Here is a 20,883-nt window from a genome sequence, read left to right as displayed (position 1 = left end):
GAGGGGGGATCGGTTTGCGCAAGAAAACCACCAATAAAGAGGAACCAGTCCAACAAGACGCTTCCGACCAAACCAAACCATGGAATAAGCAATTTGAAGATGATCGCGATGACAACGGTAACTTATCGCGAGTAGCGACACGCAAGAAAAAGCGTGGCGGCTCCATTTTAGCAATCGTGGTATGGGTGGCGTTGGCATTGGTGATCATTATTCCAGTCACGTGGCAGGCGCTGCGAAACAATTCAGCCAATGCCAATAACTACACGAATGATAAGATCACAGTGTCGTCGACTTCGAAGAAAGCCAAGTCGCATTCATCGAGCAAAAAGTCTGAAAGTAGCAAAAAATCCAGCAGCTCGACGTCAAGTTCTGAATCCAGCAGCAGTGAATCCAGTGTCGCTTCCAGCACACCAGCTTCAAGCTCTAGTGTTGCAAGCAGCAGTTCAAGTGTGGCCTCAAGCTCTAGCAGCACAGCAGCAACTGGGACATACACTGTTAAAGCTGGCGATAACTTGTATCGCATCGCCGTTAACCACGGGATGACGCTGAGTGAATTATTGCAACTCAATGGGATGTCCAGCGGTGCAAGTATTTCCGCCGGCCAAACCTTGAAAGTAAACCAGTAACCACAGTTGAGTCGGCGACGGCTCAATTTTTTTGGGGAAAACGTAAAAGAGGGATACAATCATGCAAATTGCAATTGACGGGCCAGCAGGCTCTGGAAAAAGTACCATCGCCAAACTTGTGGCCCACAAGCTCGGCTATATCTACTGTGACACCGGCGCGATGTATCGCACAGTGACTGTGATGGCGTTGCGTTTAGGCATTGATTTGGACGATGAAGCGACGATCATGGCCAAACTCAAAGACTTAGACATTCGCTTTGTGCCTAGCGAAGACGGTCAAAAAGTCTTAATGAACGGGACTGACGTGACGTTAGCGATTCGCCAACCAGAAACCACCAATAACGTGTCGCAAGTGTCCGCGCTGCCAAAAGTGCGTGAAAACTTGGTCCAACGCCAACGCGATATTGCAGCATCGAACGATATCGTGATGGATGGCCGCGACATTGGCACAACGGTATTGCCAAATGCTGAAGTGAAAGTCTTCATGGTTGCTTCTGTTGAAGCGCGTGCCGTCCGTCGCCACAAAGAAAATGTGGAAAAGGGGATCATGACGCCGATCGCCAAATTAGAAGAAGAAATCGCCGAACGCGATCGCAAAGATTCCACCCGCAAAGTCTCGCCATTGCGCAAAGCAGAAGACGCAGTGGAAATCGATAGCACCAAAATGACCATCGACGAAGAAGTCGCCGAGATCATTGCATTAGTACCCAAACATTCTGCATGATTTTCAACGAAAAAGTTGGCATTTTTCACGAGAGTTATGTACAATAGACAATGTATGACAGTCGTATAGGAGGATTTTTTTGGCATGAGTGAAAACAACGTAAACGAAAACGCCCAAACCATGGCGGATGCTTTAAACAGCGTCGAAACCGTTCATATCGGTGACACCGTGAAGGGTGAAGTATTAGCCGTAGAGGACAAGCAACTGATCGTCGGTATCGAAGGCACCGGTGTAGAAGGTGTCGTTCCTCTGAAAGAATTATCAACTCAGCCAATCGATGATATTCGTTCGGTTGCTAACGTCGGCGATGAGATCGACCTGGTGGTCATCTCCACGATTGGTAAAGATAAGGAAAACGGCCAATACCTGCTTTCCAAGCGCCGCTTAGAAGCGCAAAAAGTTTGGAAAGAAATCCAAGCGAAATTTGATGCGGGTGAAACCATCACTGCACCTGTTACTTCCATTGTTAAAGGCGGCTTAGTGGTTAACGCAGGCGTCCGTGGCTTCGTTCCTGCATCCATGGTTGAAGATCACTTTGTTGAAGACCTCAACCAATACAAGAACCAAGAACTCGAATTCAAAATCATTGAAATCGAACCATCTGACAACCGTTTGATCCTTTCCCACCGTGCGATCGTTGAAGCTTCTAAAGCTGAAGCCCGCAAGGAAATCTTCGCTAAGCTCCAACCTGGCGATGTGGTTGAAGGTAAGGTTGCTCGCTTAACGAACTTCGGTGCCTTTGTTGACCTTGGTGGCGTTGACGGTTTGGTCCACGTATCAGAAATTGCTTTTGATCACGTTGACAAGCCATCTGACGTCCTTAAAGTTGGCCAAGAAGTTAAGGTTAAAGTCCTCGCCATTGACGTTGACAAAGATCGTATCTCCTTGTCCATCAAAGCAACGTTGCCTCAACCTTGGGACAACGTTGAAACTGAAGCCCCAGCCGGTGCAGTGCTTGACGGTACTGTTCGTCGCTTGACTAGCTTCGGTGCCTTTGTTGAAGTATTCCCTGGTGTTGAAGGTTTGGTTCACATTTCCCAAATCTCTCACGAACACATCGCTACCCCTCAAGATGTCTTGAAGGAAGGCCAAGCTATCAAGGTCAAGGTTCTGTCCGTTGACCCAGAAGCACATCGTTTGGCATTATCCATCAAGGCTCTTGAAGAAGCTCCTGAAGGTGCTGCTGAAGAAGAACAACGTTCAAGCCGTCCTCGCAACAACAACCGCGATAACAGCCGCAACGATCGTCCTCGTCGCAACAACCGTCAAGAACGTACGTCCATCCCAGCCGAATATCAACAAGATGATTCCGGCTTCTCCTTAGGCGATATGCTCGGTGATGCTTTGAAAGACTTTGGCAAAGACGAAAAGTAATTTTCATCAATGCAAATAAAAAGGCGGGACAAAAGTGATTTTGTCCCGCTTTTTGTCGGTTTCAGCAGGGGCTTCGGTGTTTTGAATTTGGGCCTCCAGCTGGCCGGCACACCATAGTGAGGGTCCTCGGGAAAGCTAACTTGATTCATCGCGATGCGCTGAATCAAGTGGATCTTTCCCTGAGGCTTTCCGTAGGCGGTAAACCGCCAACGGAAATCTCACTATGGCGTGCCGGCCAGCTTCCGGTCCAAATTCAAAACACCTGCGCATGGCGAGGTCGATAACGAATCGTTCAGTCATCATTTGGACTGGATCTGATTGAATCGACTTTATCTGCAGATTTGTTTGTAGATCTCTGTACATCTCTGTACATTTATTGACTGCCTCCAGGCTCGTTGTCTTTCGGGATGATGGTCATGAGGCGTCGCCGCGATTTGAATTTGAGACGGAGGCTGGTCGCTGCTACATAGCGAGATTCTCGTTAGCGGTTTACCGCTTACGAGAAACCGCAGGGAAAGATCCGGCGAGTGGGGAGCGTAGCGAGACACTCGACTAGCTTTCCCGAGGACCCTCGTTATGTAGCGGTGGCCCAGCCGGAGTCTTAAATTCAAATCGCAACCTAGTAAGTTCCAACTCGAGAAGACCATTACCTGAAGGCCTTCGGAAACAAGTAAAGGAAGTGACAAAATGGTATTACCAACTCTGGCCATTGTTGGCCGCCCAAACGTCGGGAAATCGACGATTTTTAACCGGATCATTGGCGAGCGGATCTCCATTGTCGAAGATACTCCTGGGGTCACTCGGGATCGCATTTATGGCAAAGCAGAATGGCTCGGCAAAGAATTCGCTTTGATCGATACTGGTGGGATCGATATGGGGGATGAACCGTTCTTATCGCAAATCACCCAACAAGCAGAAATTGCTATTGAAGAAGCTGACGTCATTTTGTTTTTGACGTCTGTGGAAGCAGGGGTGACAGATGCTGATGAAAAAGTCGCCCAGATCTTATATCGTGCGGACAAACCAGTGGTGTTAGCGGTCAACAAAGTCGATAACCCAGAACGTCGTAGCGAGATCTATGATTTCTACTCATTAGGCTTTGGCGAACCATATCCTTTGTCTGGGACCCACGGGATCGGCTTAGGGGATGCGTTAGACGCAGTGCTAGCAGCCTTTCCTAAAGAAGGCACTGATGTTGAAGATGATTCGATCAAGTTCTCTTTTATTGGGCGGCCCAATGTCGGCAAGTCCAGTTTGGTTAATGCCATTTTAGGTGAAGAGCGCGTGATCGTGTCTGATATCGAAGGCACGACGCGCGATGCGATCGATACGAAATTTGTCGATCACGATCAAGAATTCACCATGATCGATACTGCTGGGATCCGCAAACGTGGGAAAGTCTACGAAAGTACTGAAAAGTACGCCGTGATGCGAGCACTGCGGGCGATCGATCGCTCTGATGTGGTGTTAGTCGTGTTAGATGCTGAAACTGGCATTCGCGAACAAGATAAAAAAGTCGCCGGCTATGCCCATGAAGCCGGGCGTGGGATCATTATTGTGGTCAACAAGTGGGATACCTTGCACAATAAAGACAACCACACCATGCAAGAGTTTGAACAACACATTCGCGATGAATTCCAGTATTTGGACTACGCACCGATCGTATTTGTGTCTGCTAAGACCCATCAGCGGTTGAAAAACTTGCCTGATATGATCACGATGGTTTCTGAAAACCAAAACCGTCGCATTCAAAGTGCAGTATTGAACGATGTCTTAATGGATGCCATGGCGGTGACGCCAACGCCAACCATTAATGGCAAACGTTTGCGGATCTATTATCTGACCCAAGTGGCGGTCAAGCCGCCGACATTCGTGGCTTTTGTCAACGATCCGGACTTACTCCACTTTTCGTATCAGCGCTTTTTGATCAACCAATTGCGGCAAACTTTCGACTTTGATGGCACGCCGATCCACTTAATTGCCCGAAGCCGCAAGTAATCAAGCTTGTCGGCGCTTGCAAGCAGATGAGGCAATTTTCAATGAATTTTAGGCTGATTGTGGTCAACTTTTGGCTTAAAAACGCGAAAACCCTTGCTACACCGGCGTTGGTGTGCTATCTTTAAGCATGAAATAGTGATACGTATTGGTCATTGTTTCCTCATGCTGTGAGGCAACTCACAGTTGGGACTTTAAGTGGAAATCACTTAAATCTATATGGAGGTGAAATTGCTCATGGCAAACAAAGCTGAATTGATCGAAAGCGTTGTGGAAAAGACTGGTTTAACCAAGAAAGACGCAACTGCTGCGGTTGACGCCGTATTCTCTTCGATCCAAGATAACTTGGCTGCAGGTGCTAAGGTTCAACTGATCGGTTTCGGTAACTTCGAAGTGCGCGAACGCGCTGCTCGTAAAGGCCGCAACCCTCAAACTGGTGCAGAGATCGAAATCCCTGCTTCCAAAGTACCAGCATTCAAGCCTGGTAAGGCTCTCAAGGACGCTGTTAAGTAGTCTCCTGAGACAATGATACACATAACGGCTGAGTCCCCATGGGATTCGGCCGTTTTTTCGCGAATGGATGGAGGTACCCATGAGCTTTTCAGAACAAATGTTAGCGGCTTTAGAAAAAGGCGATCAAGCCCAAGCCCGGGAGTTATTCACCCAAGCTTTGCAACAAGACGATGATGAAACGTTGTATAACCTGGCAGGGGAATTATATGCGTTAGGCTTTATCGGCCAAGCGCAACGCATTTATGAAGAATTGCTAGGCAAATATCCTGAAATGGATGATTTGCGCGCAAATCTTGCCGATATTGCAGTTTCTAATGGGGATCCAGATAAAGCGTTGAACTATTTGGCCCAGATCCAACCTGATTCCGATAGTTATGTTGCTGGGTTAATGACCCAAGCGGATGTTTATCAAACGCAAGGGTTATATGAAGTCAGCGAACAAAAATTACTCACGGCCCAACGCTTAGCCCCTGATGAACCAGTGGTGACTTTTGCGTTAGGGGAATTGTATTTCGACTGGGGCAAAGACTCACAAGCCGCAGTTGCCTATTCTGATTTGATTGCCGCAGGCGTTGACGACATTGCCAATGTGTCGGTGAAAGCCCACTATGGTGCCGTGCTCGCTAACCTCGGCCAATATGAAGATGCTGTGGCGGTGTTTGAAGAACTCGGCGATACCCTTGATTTCAACAGTCGCTTTACGCTAGGGAGTTTGTATCTACAACTCAAAGACTATCCGCGCGCCATTGACACCTTAAAAACCGTGTTGGAAGAAGATCCAAGCTTTGCCAATGCCTATTTGCCATTGGCACAAGCACAAGTTGCTGATCACCAACAACAAGAAGCGTTATCGACGGTACAATCAGGGATCCAAGTTGATGACACGAATCCTGACTTATTTGCGGTTGGCGCAGATTTGGCGTTGAAGGAAGAAGACAACGACTTGGCGACGACTTATTTACAAAAAGCCCGCGCCATTGATCCAGAAAACCAAGCAGTGATGTTGTCATGGAGTAATTTGCTCTTAGCCAAGCACGAAGACGACGATAATATCGCCTTTTTGGAAGCAATCGACAAATCGGGCGATGTAGATCCGCAGATCTATTGGAATTTGGCGAAATCTTATGATCGCATCGATGACGTTGATCACGCGCGGGAGAACTACTTGTTGGCCTTTGGTTCTTTCCAAGATTCTCCAGACTTTTTGCGCGATATCATCGACTTTTTCCAATCTACTGCCGCCATCGCCGAACTCAAAGCCGCGCTTACGCGGTATGTGGCGTTGGTCCCTGATGACGATCAAATGCAAGCTCGCTTAGATGAATTAAACGCAGAAAACTAATTTCTGGTATAGTTGAAGCGAGGTGTTTTTATGCAAATTGATTTAACGCATCCAGATTTTCAAGCAGCGATCCCGATTTTACAAGCCATCGAAGCGGCGGGATATGAAGCGTATTTTGTCGGAGGCAGTGTCCGCGACGCGTTGTTAGGGTTGCCGATTCATGACGTCGACATCGCCAGCTCCGCTTATCCTGAAGAAATTAAGCAGATCTTTCATAAAACTGTCGACACTGGCATTCAACATGGCACTGTGATGGTATTGCAGCATGGCGTCGGCTATGAAGTGACGACTTTTCGGACGGAATCGACATATCAAGATTTCCGCCGTCCCGATCATGTGACGTTTGTGCGGTCGTTGTCAGAAGACTTAAAGCGCCGCGACTTCACCGTCAATGCGTTAGCTGCACGCCATGATGGCACGGTGGTAGACTTATTTGGTGGCATCGACGACATGCATCATCAGGTGTTGCGCGCCGTGGGGGATGCCCATGAACGCTTCCATGAAGATGCGCTGCGGATGATGCGGGCGGTCCGCTTTGAAAGTCAATTGAACTTCTCGATTGAAGCAGCGACCAAACACGCCATTCAAGAAAATGCCGCCTTGCTGGAAAAAATTTCCGTGGAACGTATTGCCACAGAATTTGTCAAAATGATGTTAGGGCAAGCGCGAACTGCTGGTTTAGCAGATTTTGTGGCCACAGGGCTCAGTGAACATGCCCCAATGTTTGCCGGTCATCAACAAGCGCTGGAGAATTTAGCGGCGATCGATCCGACGCCGATCACTTCAGAAGCGGTGGTGTGGACGTTGATCGCAGCTGGGTTGAATTTACCGGTAGTTAAGTTGATGAAAGCTTGGAAGCAAGCCAATGCCTTGAGCAATACGGTGCAGCGGGCAGTGGCATTGTTACCTAAATTGTCCGCCGATGACCCTTGGGCGTTATATGAAGCCGGCCTTGAAGGTGTGACAGCCGCCGCGGCTGCGCAACAATATTTACAACCAGGCTTTGACGAACAAACGATTTTGAATGCTTACGTTGCATTGCCGATTAAATCCAGCAAAGCGTTAGCAGTCGATGGTGGCATGTTGATCAAACATGGCATGAAGCCAGGTCCAAAGCTCGGCCAAACCCTTCATCAACTGGAGCAAGCAGTGGTATCTGGCAACTTGCATAATGATGAAACTAGCTTGTTGAACGCTGCGTTAAATGACTAATCCGAAGATCGCCTCGGCGGTCTTTTTTGTATGCCGCGGTAATTTTTGTTAAACTAAAGCTTAGAACAACGAGGAGCATTTACATGCAAACATTAAGCGCAACAGGCGTCAGCAAGGCGTATGGCGACAAACAATTATTTAAATCGATCGACTTTTTGATCAATCAAGGCGACCGCATCGGCTTGATCGGCGTCAATGGGACAGGGAAAACCACGTTATTAAACGGTTTAGCCGATACCGATCCCTTTGATGCAGGCACGGTGGAAACCAGTAAAACTTATCGGATCGCGTATTTGGCCCAGAAACCTGAACTTGATCCCAATAAAAAAATTATGGATGCCGTATATGGCGGCCAAGGCCCAGTATTTGCGGCACTGCGTCAATATCAAAGCGCACTTGCGGCTTACACCAAAGATCCTATGGACGCCCAAGCGCAAAGTCGCTATGAAAAAGCGGATGCTGCCATGACCCAAACAGATGCATGGTCGGTGGATACAGACATTAAAACCATTTTGACACAGCTGCATTTACCTGATCTTGATCAAACAATCGGGAGTTTATCTGGTGGTCAACAAAAGCGGGTAGGCTTGGCACAAGTGTTGATCGAATCACCTGATTTGTTGATTTTAGATGAACCGACCAACCACTTGGACTTTGATTCGATCGCTTGGCTAGAAAAGCGCCTCAGCACTTACAAAGGCGCCTTGCTGGTGGTCACGCATGATCGCTACTTTTTAGATCGCGTGGCCAATGCCATTTGGGAACTCGACCACGGGACACTTTATCAATACACGGGTAACTATGAAGCCTATGTTGAGAAAAAAGCTGAGCAAGTCGCAGCCGACACCGTGGCGGCCCACAAAGAACAACAGCTTTACAAACAAGAACTCGCTTGGATGCATGCTGGTGCGCAAGCGCGGTCAACGAAACAACAAGCGCGGATCAATCGCTTCAATGACATTAAACAAAATATGAATGATCGCCCTGAAGCCCAAGGGCAAGTGGAAATGAAAGTTGCTTCCACGCGCCTTGGTAAGAAAGTGATCGTTTTTAAAGGCGCGAACTTAACGATCGGCGATCATCACATTCTCAATGATTTTGATTGGTTGGTGCAACCCGGTCAGCGCATCGGCATCACCGGACAAAATGGTGCCGGGAAATCCACATTGTTGAACGTGATCGCAGGTGCACGCAAACTCGATTCTGGGGTTTTTGAACTTGGTGAAACGGTGAAACTTGGCTACTACACGCAATTGTCCCAAGACTTACCCAATGACAAGCGGGTGATCGCCTATTTGCAATCGATCGCCGAAGGGCTAGTCACAGATTCAGGTGAACGTATCACGGTCACTCAGCTTTTGGAGCAATTCTTGTTCCCACGCAGCATGCATGGTGAATTGATCGGTCGTTTGTCTGGTGGCGAGAAACGCCGGTTGTATCTGTTAGCGATTTTAATGGAACAACCCAACGTCTTGTTGTTAGATGAACCCACCAACGACTTAGATGTGGCGACGCTAACAGTGTTAGAAGACTATTTGGAACAATTCCCAGGTACTGTGATCACCGTCAGCCATGACCGCTACTTCTTAGATAAAGTCGCCGATCACTTGTTGATTTTTGACGGCAATGCCAAAATTGAGCGCGCCGTGGGCATGTTTACGGATTATTTGGCTAAGCAGGCTGATCAACCCGCCGCGCCAACGCCGACGGCAAAACCTAAAGTGGCACCAGTGGATGCCGATACCCCTAAAGTTAAAACCAAGTTAACCTACGCCGAATCCATCGAACACGACCAGCTGCAAGAAAAAATGGATGCGTTAGATGATCAGATCTCAGCTTGGCAAGCAGAAATGGATGCCACTGATGGCAACGATTATCAAAAACTTGGTGGTTTGCAACAACAAATCGATGATGCCAATGCGCAACTTGATGAAATGTTTGACCGCTTTGCTGCATTGGATGAATACGTCAACTAGGAGGACATCATGGCTAGTCTTGAACAACCATATTTGGATCTTTGCCAACAGATTTTAAACGAAGGTGACTTCAAAGGCGATCGCACTGGTACTGGGACTTATAGTCACTTCGGTGCGCAGTTACGATTTGACTTGAGCCAAGGCTTTCCGCTGCTAACCACTAAAAAAGTGCCTTTTGGATTGATCAAAAGCGAATTACTATGGTTCTTGCACGGCGATACCAATATTCAATATTTGCTCAAGCACAAAAACCACATTTGGGATGAATGGGCCTTTGAACGTTATGTCAATTCGAGTACCTACACCGGCCCTGATATGGCGAATTTCGGGCAACGCCGGCTCAAAGACCCCGAGTTTGCAAAAGTTTATCATGAACAAATGGCCAAATTTAATCAACAAGTGCTTGAAGATGATGACTTTGCGGCTAAATTTGGTGATCTTGGCAATGTTTACGGCAGTCAGTGGCGTGCTTGGAAGACCTCAACTGGCGACACCATTGATCAACTTGGGGATGTGATCGAACAAATCAAAACCAACCCTAACTCTCGCCGCTTGATTGTCAGTGCTTGGAATCCTGAAGATGTCCCGACCATGGCGTTGCCACCATGCCACACGATGTATCAGTTTTACGTGAATGATGGCAAGTTGTCGCTGCAATTGTATCAACGCTCTGCAGATATGTTTTTAGGGGTGCCATTCAACATCGCCTCATATGCTCTACTGACACATTTGATCGCGCAAGTGTGCGATTTACAAGTCGGCAACTTCATTCATACCTTCGGCGATGCCCATATTTACACCAATCACATCGATCAAATTCATGAGCAACTCAGCCGCACGCCACGCCCGGCGCCGAAGTTGTGGTTGAATCCTGACATCAAAGATGTGTTTGATTTTCAAATGGACGATATCAAAGTCCTTGATTATGACCCTTATCCGGCGATCAAAGCGCCGGTGGCTGTATAAAGGAGTAAACGATGATCGCATTTTTATGGGCAGAAGACGCACAAGGCACCATCGGCAAAAATGGCTCGCTGCCATGGCATTTGCCAGATGATTTGAAATACTTCAAACAACAAACCTTAGGGACACTGACCGTGATGGGGCGCAAAACTTATGTTGCCTTGCCAAAACGACCATTGCCTGGGCGGACTAACGTCGTGTTGTCGCGCGACCCCAACTGTGATGCTCCTGGCGCCATTGTGGTGCATTCAGGCGCTGAATTGCGGGAGTTACAGGCACAACACCCAGATCAAGATCTGGTGATCACAGGTGGCGCTGGGGTGTTTGAAAGTCTGAAAGCCTGGCCTGATACGTTGTTGGTGACGCGCCTTGCTGGGACCTTCGATGGGGATGTGACCATGGTCGACTTACCTTGGTCTGACTATCAATTGGTTTCCTCACGGCTTGTAGAAAATGATGATCCCGCGTTGACACATGTGTTTGAACGTTGGGAAAAGCGTTAGTTAACAACGTCGTAACCTAAGTGGTTACGGCGTTTTTTGTCAAAAAAATCGGCCAAGCCGCATCCGACTTGACCGAGAAATTTTAAACAAATAAGTAAATCGATGCATACATGCACGCTGAGCCCAACATCACAAACAAATGCCAGATCACGTGAATGTAAGGAATTTGTTTTTGTGAATAAAGCACAGCGCCGAAGGTATAAGCAACACCGCCTGCTACTAACAACCAAAAGCCGATGGGACCAAGCCCGGCCCACAGTGGGCGAATGCCGATCAAACATAGCCACCCTAAAATCACGTAAATGCTGGTTTCCAAATATTTCAGCTTGCCGATAAAGAAGCATTTATACAAGATACCAGCTAAACACAAACTCCAAATCGCGATCAACAAGCCGAGTCCTAAGCCACCGCCGATGGTGACTAGGCAATAAGGCAAGTATGAGCCGGCGATCAAAATGAACACCCCGGAATGATCGAGGACTTGCAGCACATGGCGGGCTTTGGTGAAGTAGAAACTATGAAACGCCGTTGATGCTGAATAAAGCAAAATCAACGCGATGCCAAAGCCGATAAATGTCACCAACCTCAGCGGCGAGTCGCCAGCGCGAAAGGCTAACGCAATGGTGCCGATGATCGCCATCCCTAAGCCTGTGGCGTGGGTGGTGGCACTCAAGGTTTCATTAGTGAAGCGATAATTTGTATTTTGTTTGGTCAATTGCATACGCAACCTCCATATCTGGTATTGGAAACTAGATGTTGTTTACGAACTCATTCTAGCATGTTAGAATACGGTATGCAATGATAACTAGTTTTCAATACTAGATGACAACTACTGACAATCACGCCACTGTTTGTTATACTATAGCGGTGTGAATTAACCTATAAGAAAGTGTGGCCGCGACATGGCAAAGATTAAACTCGTTACTGATTCTTCGATCCAACTGACCCCGGAGGAAGTGGCGCAATACGATATCCGCGTGGTCCCGTTGACCATCATGATCGACTCCACCGTCTACATCGATGGTGAAACCATCACCCGTACAGAATTTATGGAAAAAATGGCAGAAGCCAAAGCGTTACCTAAAACTTCACAACCAGCACCTGGGACCTTCTTAGATGTGTTTAATGAACTGTCTGCAGATGGTAGCCAAGTGCTGTGCGTCAATATGTTGCAAGCCATTTCAGGTACGGTCAACTCAGCGCGGCAAGCTGCTGAAATGTCTGATGGCGACGTGACCGTCGTTGATTGCGACTTTACTGACCGCGCGATGGCCTTTCAAGTGATCGAAGCGGCCAAAGCCATTGAAGCCGGCGCTGATATGGATGGCGTGTTAAAGCGCATGGCCACTGTCCGTGATCACACCATTTTACAAATGGGTGTGTCAACGTTAGACAACTTAGTTAAAGGCGGCCGTTTGTCTAAGGCGGCTGGTGTGGTCGGTAGCTTGTTAAACATCAAAGTGGTGTTACAAGTCGCTGATGGCGAACTGAAAGTGATGCAAAAAGGCCGTGGCGTCAAAACCTTGCATCGCTTCGTTGATAGCTTCGTGGAAAAGTTGCAAGGTCTTGAAAACCTCAAAGAAGTGGGGATCAGTTTTGCCGGCGGTGAAGCTTATGCTCAAGAAATCGGCAACAAGATCAAAGCCGTTTTGCCAAACTTGCCAGTGCTGGTGCGGCCGACTGATCCGGTGATCGCAACCCATACTGGTGATGGCGCCTTTGCCATCATGTGCTACACCGACTAAATCATACTGGCAGGAGGCTGACTCCTGCCATTTTTTAGTTGTGGGTGAACAGATCATGACAAGAGGTGAACGAGATCAAACATTTATGGCAAAATTTAGCAACCGTGCTGATCGTTGCACTGCTTGCTTTTGGCGGGTGGGAGTTATTCGGTCCAAAAGTTGAACCCACGCGCTTAGCTGGGGTCACCACGAAAGTCAAACATTTAAACGTCGTCGGCGTCGGTGATTCGTTGACGCATGGGGTCGGGGATGCGACCAATGCCGGTGGTTATGTGGCATTGATCAAACGTGATTTGGAACAAAGTGGTGACTATACCGTCTCAACGTCAAACTTTGGGGTGACTGGCAACACGGCACCACAAGTCCAACATCGCTTAGACACCCAACTTAAACTTCAAAAAGCCGTTAAACAAGCCAACATCATCACGTTGACTGTTGGTGGCAATGACCTCATGGCAGTGCTGCAAAAGCATTTCTTTGATATGACCACCAAAGATGTTGCCAATGGCAATACGCAATTTCAAAAACGTTTAGCAAAGCTCGTGGCAACCTTACGCAAAGATAATCCTAAGGCCCCGATTTACGTGTTTGGGATTTACAATCCTTTTTATGTGTACTTCCCGAATTTAACTGCGATGACCACGAGTGTGCAAAATTGGAATGCGGCCACCAAGAAAACCTTGGCGACGATCGATCACGCGTATTACGTCGACATTGATTCCGTTTTGTCCAAAGGCAACACCAGCGACAAATCGAAAGCCACCAAACAAGCCTTGAAAGATGCTGTAGCAGGTGACAGCAATGCCAACCCGCTGATCTTTACACAAGATCATTTCCATCCTAACAATGCTGGATATGCGCAAATGACCAAGCAATTATGGCATGAAATGACCAAAACCAAGCAACAATGGGAGCAATAATATGAAACGACAAAAACACACCAGTCCCAAAAAAACGATCAATTGGTGGCGTTGGGCGACGTTGATCTTGTTAGGGTTGATCATCGGTTCTGGGATCTGGTTTACCACCAAAGTCTTAACCCCTTACAATGATAAAATCGCCCAAAGCGCTGATAGCGATGATTCACAAGCCGCGTTTTCCGTGCAATTGACCAAACGGCAAGTCAATCACATCGTTGATTACTATTTAAATGATTATTTAAAAGATTCCAAAATTAAGTACACCTTGACGGTTGGCGATTCTGCTGTGCTCGGTGGTCATTTCGAATTCTTTGGCGCCACCATCAAGTTCGGCTTGCAATTTGATCCGTTAGTTCGGCCAAATGGCGATGTTGAATTAAAAGCAACGAAACTCAATATTGGGAGTTTGCCTGTGCCGATTTCATATGTGTTGAATTACGTCGGTCATAGCTATAAATTACCAAGTTGGGTCAAACTCAATAGCTCACAAGAAACGGTTGTGTTAAAATTGAGCAAATTCAAACTGCAAAACGGCATGCAGATCAAAGCCACGAAAATCGACTTACCAAACGATGATATCGACTTTTCGGTTTACTTGCCAAGCAGCTCAACAAAGGACTGATTGAAATGAAAGAAACTGCAATTTTTGCTGGTGGGTGTTTTTGGTGCATGGTCGAACCTTTTGAGACCCAACCTGGGATCTTAAATGTTGTTTCCGGCTACACCGGCGGCCATGTTGCCAACCCTACCTATGAACAAGTCAAAAGCCACACCACTGGCCATACGGAAGCTGTTGAGATCACTTTTGATCCTGACATTATCACCTATGCGCAGTTGGTTGAGATCTATTGGCAACAAACGGATCCCACTGACGCGATGGGGCAATTCCAAGATCGCGGCGACAACTATCGGCCAGTGATCTATGTGGCGAATGCCGAACAACGCGCCATTGCTGTGGCTTCCAAAAAGGCCTTGGCAGCTAGCGACCGCTTCGATCAACCGATCGTCACCCAAATCGTGGATGCCTCAACATTTTACCCTGCAGAAGAAGAACATCAAGAATTCTATCAACATAACCCGCGGCGTTACGCACAAGAACATGCCCAACGTCAATCGTTTATTGATCAGAATTGGCAGTAGTTTGAAAGGAGTCGGGCATGCGCCAGACCTTTTATCAGTATTTAATGACCTTGCGCAACCCCAATGATCACGGCGAAATCGCTGGTTTTGCGCAAAACGCGTTTTTAGACCACAGTTTTCCCAAGCAAGAAACAGATTTTGACGCACTCAGCGAATATTTGGAGCTTAATGGCAACTATTTGCAAAGCATGAGTGTATTTGACGATGTCTGGCGTGAATACCTCGCGTCTGAACAGATCGGAGGATAATTGTGGCAAAAAAACATTTACAAGTCCCAGCTTGGCTACTTGCCGTTGGGATGAGTGTGACTTTAGTCGGTGGCGGCTTGATCGGGTACTATGCTCATGGCCTACGGGATTCAGCGGTTGGCACAACAGCTTCGAATTTACCAGCAGGCTTTGACAAAGTGCTCAGTACTTATGCAACGATCGAAAATAGTTATTACAAATCTACGGATAGCAAAAAGTTAGCCAACGGTGCGATCAAAGGCATGGTCAACTCTTTAGGCGATCAATTTTCCACTTATTTGACCAATGATTCTAAATCAAGCCTTGATTCCACGCTTTCAGCTTCTTTTGGTGGGATCGGTGCCACGGTGCAACAAGGCGACAACAAACTCACCATCGAAGGTGTGATGGCCAATACCCCAGCTAAAAAAGCTGGCATGAAAACTGGTGATATCTTGATCGCCGTCAACGGCAAAAACGTTGCCAAAGATGACGTCAACACCGCCGTTGAAAAGATCCGCGGGAAAATCGGCACCACGGTGAAAGTCACCGTGAAGCGCGACGGCAAAACCATGACTTTCTCAATGAAGCGGGCCAAGATCACCACTGACACAGTTGAAGGCACGATGTCAAAAACCAACAAAACCATTGGCATCATCACCATGGATACTTTCTCTGATCCGACGGCGAAGCAATTTGAATCAACCGTCAAGAAACTCCGCAAGCAAGGGGCTAAGTCCTTTGTCTTAGACTTGCGTGGCAATCCCGGTGGCGAGTTGACCCAAGCGTTAGCGATCGCTTCGATGTGCTTGAAGAATGGTCAAACCATTGTCAAAGTCCAAGATCGCTCAGGTGCCGTACAAACATATAAAGCTGCCAAGAAATACGACAAAGGCTTTAAAGTCACAGAACCAATGGCGATTTTGATCGATGGCAACTCAGCTTCAGCTTCAGAAATTTTGTCTGCGGCTTTAAATGAAAATAACAAAACCCCATTAGTGGGGGAACAAAGTTATGGCAAAGGCACCGTGCAAAACGTTGCCGCCATGTCTTCAAGTGCCGAATTGAAGTTGACAGTGGCCAAATGGTTAACGCCAAATGGCACATGGATCAACAAAAAAGGCCTCACCCCAACTATCAAGGTGAAATACCCTGATTACATGAACATCACCGCATTTTCAGTGACGTCGATGAAACTCGGGGATGAGTCTGGTGATGTGAAGTCGTTGCAACAATTGTTGAAGGCGTTAGGCAATGACCCAGGCACCGAAAATGGATATTATGGGCCAACCACACAAGCGGCAGTGAAAGCTTTCCAATCTGCTCATGGATTGACAGCTGATGGCACTGCCAATACCGCAACCTTACAAGCATTGGTGACTGAGCTTTCGACAAAATATGCCAATGATGATCCGCAACTCAACGCGGCAGTCAAAGCGTTAACGAAATAGATGCAAAAATCAGGCCTTGTGCCTGATTTTTTTGCGCTGGATAGCGTTTGCGGGAAATAGCGGGATTTGTGTTACACTGTGGGTATTGAAAAAGTGAGGTCAAGTCAGATGTCGGATCGAAAAATGCCTAGTGTGATGTGGAGTCGTGGCAAAGCGATCGTTGCGGCTCACAAAGTCGAGATCATTGCCATTGATCCTGATTTGAAAGTGATCGAAGCGCGGGTATATGGCGAACATGCTTATGATGTCATCGTAGGGATCCGGGCGAGTCAAGATAGTTGTAGCTGTCCTTTTTTCCCAACCCATGGCTACTGCAAGCACATTGCTGCAGTGGAATTGTATTTCAAAGCGCAAGATCAAACCATTGAAGCAGCCGTCGCGGCCAATACCAATTTGCCGCAACATGGCGATGCGTCGCAAGGGGCGCGGTTTGTCGCCGCGTTGGATCTGCCAGAACCGCAATATTTTCATGGATTGAAGCCAGCGACCAAAAATCAGTTATTGCTTGAAGCAACGCTAGAGATCCACGCTTACGTGGCTGCTGACTGGACCAAAAAAGCGCGTTTATTTGTTAAATTGCGTTTGGCCAACGCGACTGATGGGCGTTTTTTTGCGGTGCGCGACATGCAAGAGTTTCTGATGGCATATCACAGTCATGAACGCCTGGCCCTTGCTGGCCATAAACATGTTTTTACCTTATCACCACAAGCCTTTGGTGAACCGGAACGGCGGTTGATCGGGATTTTAAGCAACACGCAACCGGTTGAGCAAGTACGCCTCAGTGGCTCGGCATCAATCTACCGACGGCTGGCGCTTTTAAATCCCGGGGACTTTTCGCGAGTTGTGAAACCTTTGCAACAAATGGCACATGTTGTGTTTGTGGATTTAGGGAATCAAACGGCTTATGATCAGTTAACCATTTTGCCGTTTGCGGCGTCAGAGGCGTTATTTACCGGCTCAGTGACCAAAACCGATGACGGCTATCGCTTTGATTTTCACGAAGATTTCGATGCGGTGGTGATCAGCGATGAGTTGATGATCCGCGGCGGAAACTTTTATCAGGCGACGCCTGCGCAATTTGATTTGATTCAGCGGGTATTAGAAGAATTTTTCGTTGAACGGGATACCTTGTCGTTAACGTTTAGTTTTGATGAGCGAGAAAGCTTGCGGCAGTTGTTGACCTATCTGCAGCCGATCGCGTCGCTTGACACGCCTAAGATCATGCATGTGCCGAAGATGACACCAAGGTTTGACCTCGGCAAACAAAAGCAAAGTTTGATCCTCACTTTACGCTTTGATTATGGCGATGAGGTGTTAACCCCAACCGACGTGGTCAAACGCGATGCTGCCTTGCGTAACTTAGCCCAAGAACGCCAAGCGCAAGCTTATCTTGAGGCTTTAGGATTTAGCGTTGATGATGACGGCTGGCGTAAAAGCTTTCGCGATCCAGATGTCTTATACACCTTTTTTGTGGCGGAATTGCCAAACTTGAAACAAAACGGGGTGGTCACTTTAGATCCTGAGCTTCAAGCGATGTGGCAAAATAGTGCAACCTTGGCGCCAAAAGTTGCAGTGAAAGCAGCAGATGGGTTGTTGGCGATCAATTTTTCAATGGTAGGCGTTTCTGCCAGTCAAATTGACGACATGTTGGCGCAGTTAGATGTGGATCGCCCATATTTGCAACGAGCCGATGGTGCATTGGTGCCGATCGATGATCAATTGCGCCGCGTGTCCAAGGCGTTGCGACAACTGCGCACCCAAGCGAAGTTTGACCATGGCCAACTCCAAGTACCTGCCTCACAAGCATTAGCAGTCCGCTCGGCGTTAGGTGACGAGGCTGCTTTTGATGAGGCGTTTGAAGCGATCGCCAATGATCTGGCACATCCAGAACAGTTTGAGGTTGTGGGCCAGCGTCCAATCAATGCTGACATGCGCCCTTATCAACAGCGTGGGGTCCAGTGGTTGGAAATGCTGAATAGTCATGGCTTTGGTGGTATTTTAGCGGATGAAATGGGTTTAGGGAAAACCTTGCAAATGATCAGTTTCTTGAATAATCATCAAGATCAAACCCATACGAGTTTAGTGGTCGCACCAGCGTCTTTGTTATACAACTGGAAAGCTGAATGTGAAAAATTTGCCCCAGGTTTACAAGTTGCAGTGGTCGACGGCACTAAAACTGAGCGCAAAGCCACATTAGCACAATCAGCAGACTTGTGGATCACCAGCTACAATAGCGTTCGCAACGATATTGATTTATATACCCATGTCCCACTTGGCTACTTGGTGTTGGATGAAGCCCAATTTGTCAAAAATGGTGCTTCTAAAACCCATCAAGCGTTGCGTAAGTTGCATCCGATCAATACTTTTGCTTTGTCTGGGACTCCAATTGAAAATCGCACCGATGAAATTTGGGCGATTTTTGCATTGGTGATGCCAGGCTTGTTGCCAGGGCTTAAAGCTTTCAAGCAGCTGACACCAGAGACTGTTGCGATCCGCGTTGCCCCATTTATTTTGCGTCGCGACAAACAAAGCGTCTTACCAGACTTGCCGCCGCGTGTGGAATCAAACCTCACCAATGAAATGACCAAAGCACAAAAAGCGGTTTACTTGGCGCAGTTGCAGCAAATGCAAGTGCAAGTCAGAGGTTTAGATGCCAAAAGTTTGGTGAAAAATAAACTGGCGATTTTAGCTGGGTTGACTCGGCTGCGTCAACTTTGTGATACGCCGGCATTGTATTTGCCAGACTATCAAGGCGGCTCTGGGAAACTTGAACAATTGATGGACCTCTTGCAAGAAGCCGTTGCAAATGGCCGCCATGTGTTAGTATTTTCACAATTTACTGGGATGTTGGATCAAATCGCCAATGCATTAGATGAGGCGGCATTAACTTACTTCACCTTGCGTGGTAGCACGCCACCGCAAAAACGATTAGGCATGGTGGATCGCTTTAACGCTGGCGAAGTGCCAGTGTTTTTGATCTCGTTGAAAGCCGGTGGCACTGGGCTGAATCTAACTGGCGCCGATCTCGTGATCTTGGTGGATCTGTGGTGGAATCCCGCAGTGGAAGATCAAGCCATTGCGCGGGCACATCGGCTAGGCCAAGCACATGAAGTGGATGTTTACCGGTTGATCACGAAAGGGACCATTGAAGAGCAAATTGCCAAACTTCAAGCTAAAAAACGCGACTTAGTGGATGTCGTCATGGCTGGCGCGCAAAATAAAGCGACCTTAAGTGACGATGATATTCGCTCGATTTTAGGGCTGGATCCTGAGCTTTAGTCAAAACGTGCGTCGCGTGGCGTTTTCCGGTATAATAATATTATTAAATTTGCGAATATTCGCAGAACTCAGTACGGAGGGATTTTTTTTGATTTTGAATCAATGGGTATTGCACCGATTACACGGCGTTGGCCAAATTGTCAACGTCCAAGGTGACTTGGTCACGGTACGTTTTTCTGAAGGCGATATGGTGTTGGGTTTAAGTCAAGTGATCGCACATGGGACGATGAAGTTCCTCGATCCAAATGTGGCAGCAGCGTTTTTGGCGCAACAACCTCAAACCCCTGCAAAACCAGCATCACAAACCGCTGCTACGCCAACGTTTATCGTTGATCAAACCTATACTAACGCTGAAATTAATCAACACTTTGATGGGCAAACCTCTGGTCGGATCCGTCGAGGCGAAAACGCTTTGGTATTGATCGCAGAAGCTGACGATCAACGTAATGCTCAAAGGCAGCTACTGTTTTCTGGCGTTGGGCAATCAGGGGACCAAAGCTTGACCAAGGCGCCAAACAAGACGTTGGCCAATGCACAAACCCAAGCACTTTATGTCTTCGTACCAGCGCCACATCGTCGCTATCAATACTTAGGGCAAGCGACCAAGGCTGCAAAACCGATCGCGGTGTCACAACCTGATCGCCATGGGGTCGATCGCCAAGTCTGGCAGTTCCCATTGCAATTTAACTGATTTCATTTCCTCGCTGAACCTAGCGGGGATTTTTTTGTCCTTGTGCGAATCTGTGGGATTTCTTGAAGTTTCGCCAAAACGTTGATTCTAAAGTGAAGTTCGATAATAATCAACATGTGAAGCGCTTCCTTTACCGTCAAGACAAGCTTTTTTGCGAAATCTTGGTCGTTTTATCAGCGCCGGTGGCTTTACAATAAACTTC

19 protein-coding genes are annotated in these 20,883 nt (G+C 47.5%); 18 read left to right on the top strand and 1 reads right to left on the bottom strand.

The window, feature by feature from the left end; genetic code table 11:
• Positions 1 to 14: 14 nt before the first annotated feature.
• The 10 genes from EKM92_RS00615 to EKM92_RS00570 all read left to right on the top strand — a co-directional run bounded on the left by EKM92_RS00615 (position 15) and on the right by EKM92_RS00570 (position 11,228).
• The gene (locus tag EKM92_RS00615; RefSeq protein WP_164509849.1) at positions 15 to 626 is read left to right on the top strand and encodes a LysM peptidoglycan-binding domain-containing protein; all 612 of its coding nucleotides are present in this window, start codon (positions 15 to 17) and stop codon (positions 624 to 626) included.
• 61 nt (positions 627 to 687) lie between these two features.
• On the top strand, positions 688 to 1,350 hold the full coding sequence (cmk, locus tag EKM92_RS00610) for a (d)CMP kinase (protein ID WP_125706852.1): 663 nt from the start codon (positions 688 to 690) through the stop codon (positions 1,348 to 1,350).
• An 84-nt stretch (positions 1,351 to 1,434) separates the two neighbouring features.
• The gene (gene rpsA, locus EKM92_RS00605) at positions 1,435 to 2,724 is read left to right on the top strand and encodes a 30S ribosomal protein S1 (RefSeq protein WP_125706850.1); all 1,290 of its coding nucleotides are present in this window, start codon (positions 1,435 to 1,437) and stop codon (positions 2,722 to 2,724) included.
• Between the two features lie 687 nt (positions 2,725 to 3,411).
• The gene (gene der, locus EKM92_RS00600) at positions 3,412 to 4,722 is read left to right on the top strand and encodes a ribosome biogenesis GTPase Der (protein ID WP_125706848.1); all 1,311 of its coding nucleotides are present in this window, start codon (positions 3,412 to 3,414) and stop codon (positions 4,720 to 4,722) included.
• Between the two features lie 234 nt (positions 4,723 to 4,956).
• Positions 4,957 to 5,232 carry an HU family DNA-binding protein gene (locus EKM92_RS00595; RefSeq protein ID WP_054715215.1) on the top strand — a complete coding sequence of 92 codons (276 nt, stop codon included), beginning with the start codon at positions 4,957 to 4,959 and terminating at the stop codon, positions 5,230 to 5,232.
• A gap of 79 nt (positions 5,233 to 5,311) precedes the next feature.
• On the top strand, positions 5,312 to 6,574 hold the full coding sequence (locus EKM92_RS00590) for a tetratricopeptide repeat protein (RefSeq protein WP_125706846.1): 1,263 nt from the start codon (positions 5,312 to 5,314) through the stop codon (positions 6,572 to 6,574).
• Between the two features lie 30 nt (positions 6,575 to 6,604).
• A complete protein-coding gene (locus EKM92_RS00585) occupies positions 6,605 to 7,786 on the top strand; it encodes a CCA tRNA nucleotidyltransferase (protein WP_125706845.1) in 1,182 nt (393 codons plus the stop codon).
• Between the two features lie 83 nt (positions 7,787 to 7,869).
• Positions 7,870 to 9,762, top strand: a complete 1,893-nt coding sequence (locus EKM92_RS00580) for an ABC-F family ATP-binding cassette domain-containing protein (RefSeq protein WP_125706844.1) — start codon at positions 7,870 to 7,872, stop codon at positions 9,760 to 9,762.
• Positions 9,763 to 9,771: 9 nt separating this feature from the next.
• The gene (locus EKM92_RS00575; RefSeq protein WP_125706843.1) at positions 9,772 to 10,728 is read left to right on the top strand and encodes a thymidylate synthase; all 957 of its coding nucleotides are present in this window, start codon (positions 9,772 to 9,774) and stop codon (positions 10,726 to 10,728) included.
• An 11-nt stretch (positions 10,729 to 10,739) separates the two neighbouring features.
• The gene (locus tag EKM92_RS00570) at positions 10,740 to 11,228 is read left to right on the top strand and encodes a dihydrofolate reductase (protein ID WP_125706842.1); all 489 of its coding nucleotides are present in this window, start codon (positions 10,740 to 10,742) and stop codon (positions 11,226 to 11,228) included.
• Positions 11,229 to 11,310: 82 nt separating this feature from the next.
• Here EKM92_RS00570 and trhA read toward each other — a convergent pair whose 3' ends face one another.
• On the bottom strand, positions 11,311 to 11,949 hold the full coding sequence (gene trhA / locus EKM92_RS00565; protein WP_125706841.1) for a PAQR family membrane homeostasis protein TrhA: 639 nt from the start codon (positions 11,947 to 11,949) through the stop codon (positions 11,311 to 11,313).
• 181 nt (positions 11,950 to 12,130) lie between these two features.
• Between trhA and EKM92_RS00560 the strand changes: the two genes are divergently transcribed.
• From EKM92_RS00560 to EKM92_RS00525, 8 genes are all read left to right on the top strand, one after another.
• Positions 12,131 to 12,973 (top strand): DegV family protein, encoded by an 843-nt coding sequence (locus tag EKM92_RS00560; protein ID WP_125706840.1) that lies wholly within the window; start codon positions 12,131 to 12,133, stop codon positions 12,971 to 12,973.
• A gap of 65 nt (positions 12,974 to 13,038) precedes the next feature.
• Complete coding sequence (locus tag EKM92_RS00555; RefSeq protein WP_125706839.1) at positions 13,039 to 13,893, top strand: SGNH/GDSL hydrolase family protein; 855 nt, start codon at positions 13,039 to 13,041, stop codon at positions 13,891 to 13,893.
• A gap of 1 nt (position 13,894) precedes the next feature.
• On the top strand, positions 13,895 to 14,515 hold the full coding sequence (locus EKM92_RS00550; protein WP_125706838.1) for a YpmS family protein: 621 nt from the start codon (positions 13,895 to 13,897) through the stop codon (positions 14,513 to 14,515).
• Between the two features lie 5 nt (positions 14,516 to 14,520).
• Positions 14,521 to 15,033: a peptide-methionine (S)-S-oxide reductase MsrA gene (gene msrA / locus EKM92_RS00545; protein WP_125706837.1), complete on the top strand. Its 513-nt coding sequence runs from the start codon at positions 14,521 to 14,523 to the stop codon at positions 15,031 to 15,033.
• A gap of 17 nt (positions 15,034 to 15,050) precedes the next feature.
• Positions 15,051 to 15,281 (top strand): YozE family protein, encoded by a 231-nt coding sequence (locus tag EKM92_RS00540; protein WP_125706836.1) that lies wholly within the window; start codon positions 15,051 to 15,053, stop codon positions 15,279 to 15,281.
• A 2-nt stretch (positions 15,282 to 15,283) separates the two neighbouring features.
• Positions 15,284 to 16,711, top strand: a complete 1,428-nt coding sequence (locus tag EKM92_RS00535) for a S41 family peptidase (protein WP_225420685.1) — start codon at positions 15,284 to 15,286, stop codon at positions 16,709 to 16,711.
• Positions 16,712 to 16,819: 108 nt separating this feature from the next.
• A complete protein-coding gene (locus EKM92_RS00530; RefSeq protein WP_125706835.1) occupies positions 16,820 to 19,990 on the top strand; it encodes a DEAD/DEAH box helicase in 3,171 nt (1,056 codons plus the stop codon).
• A gap of 88 nt (positions 19,991 to 20,078) precedes the next feature.
• Positions 20,079 to 20,681: a hypothetical protein gene (locus EKM92_RS00525; RefSeq protein ID WP_125706834.1), complete on the top strand. Its 603-nt coding sequence runs from the start codon at positions 20,079 to 20,081 to the stop codon at positions 20,679 to 20,681.
• Positions 20,682 to 20,883: the final 202 nt, after the last annotated feature.

Source organism: Lacticaseibacillus porcinae (assembly GCF_003946305.1).
Lineage (GTDB): Bacteria > Bacillota > Bacilli > Lactobacillales > Lactobacillaceae > Lacticaseibacillus > Lacticaseibacillus porcinae.
This window is presented reverse-complemented; position numbering and strand designations above follow the sequence as displayed.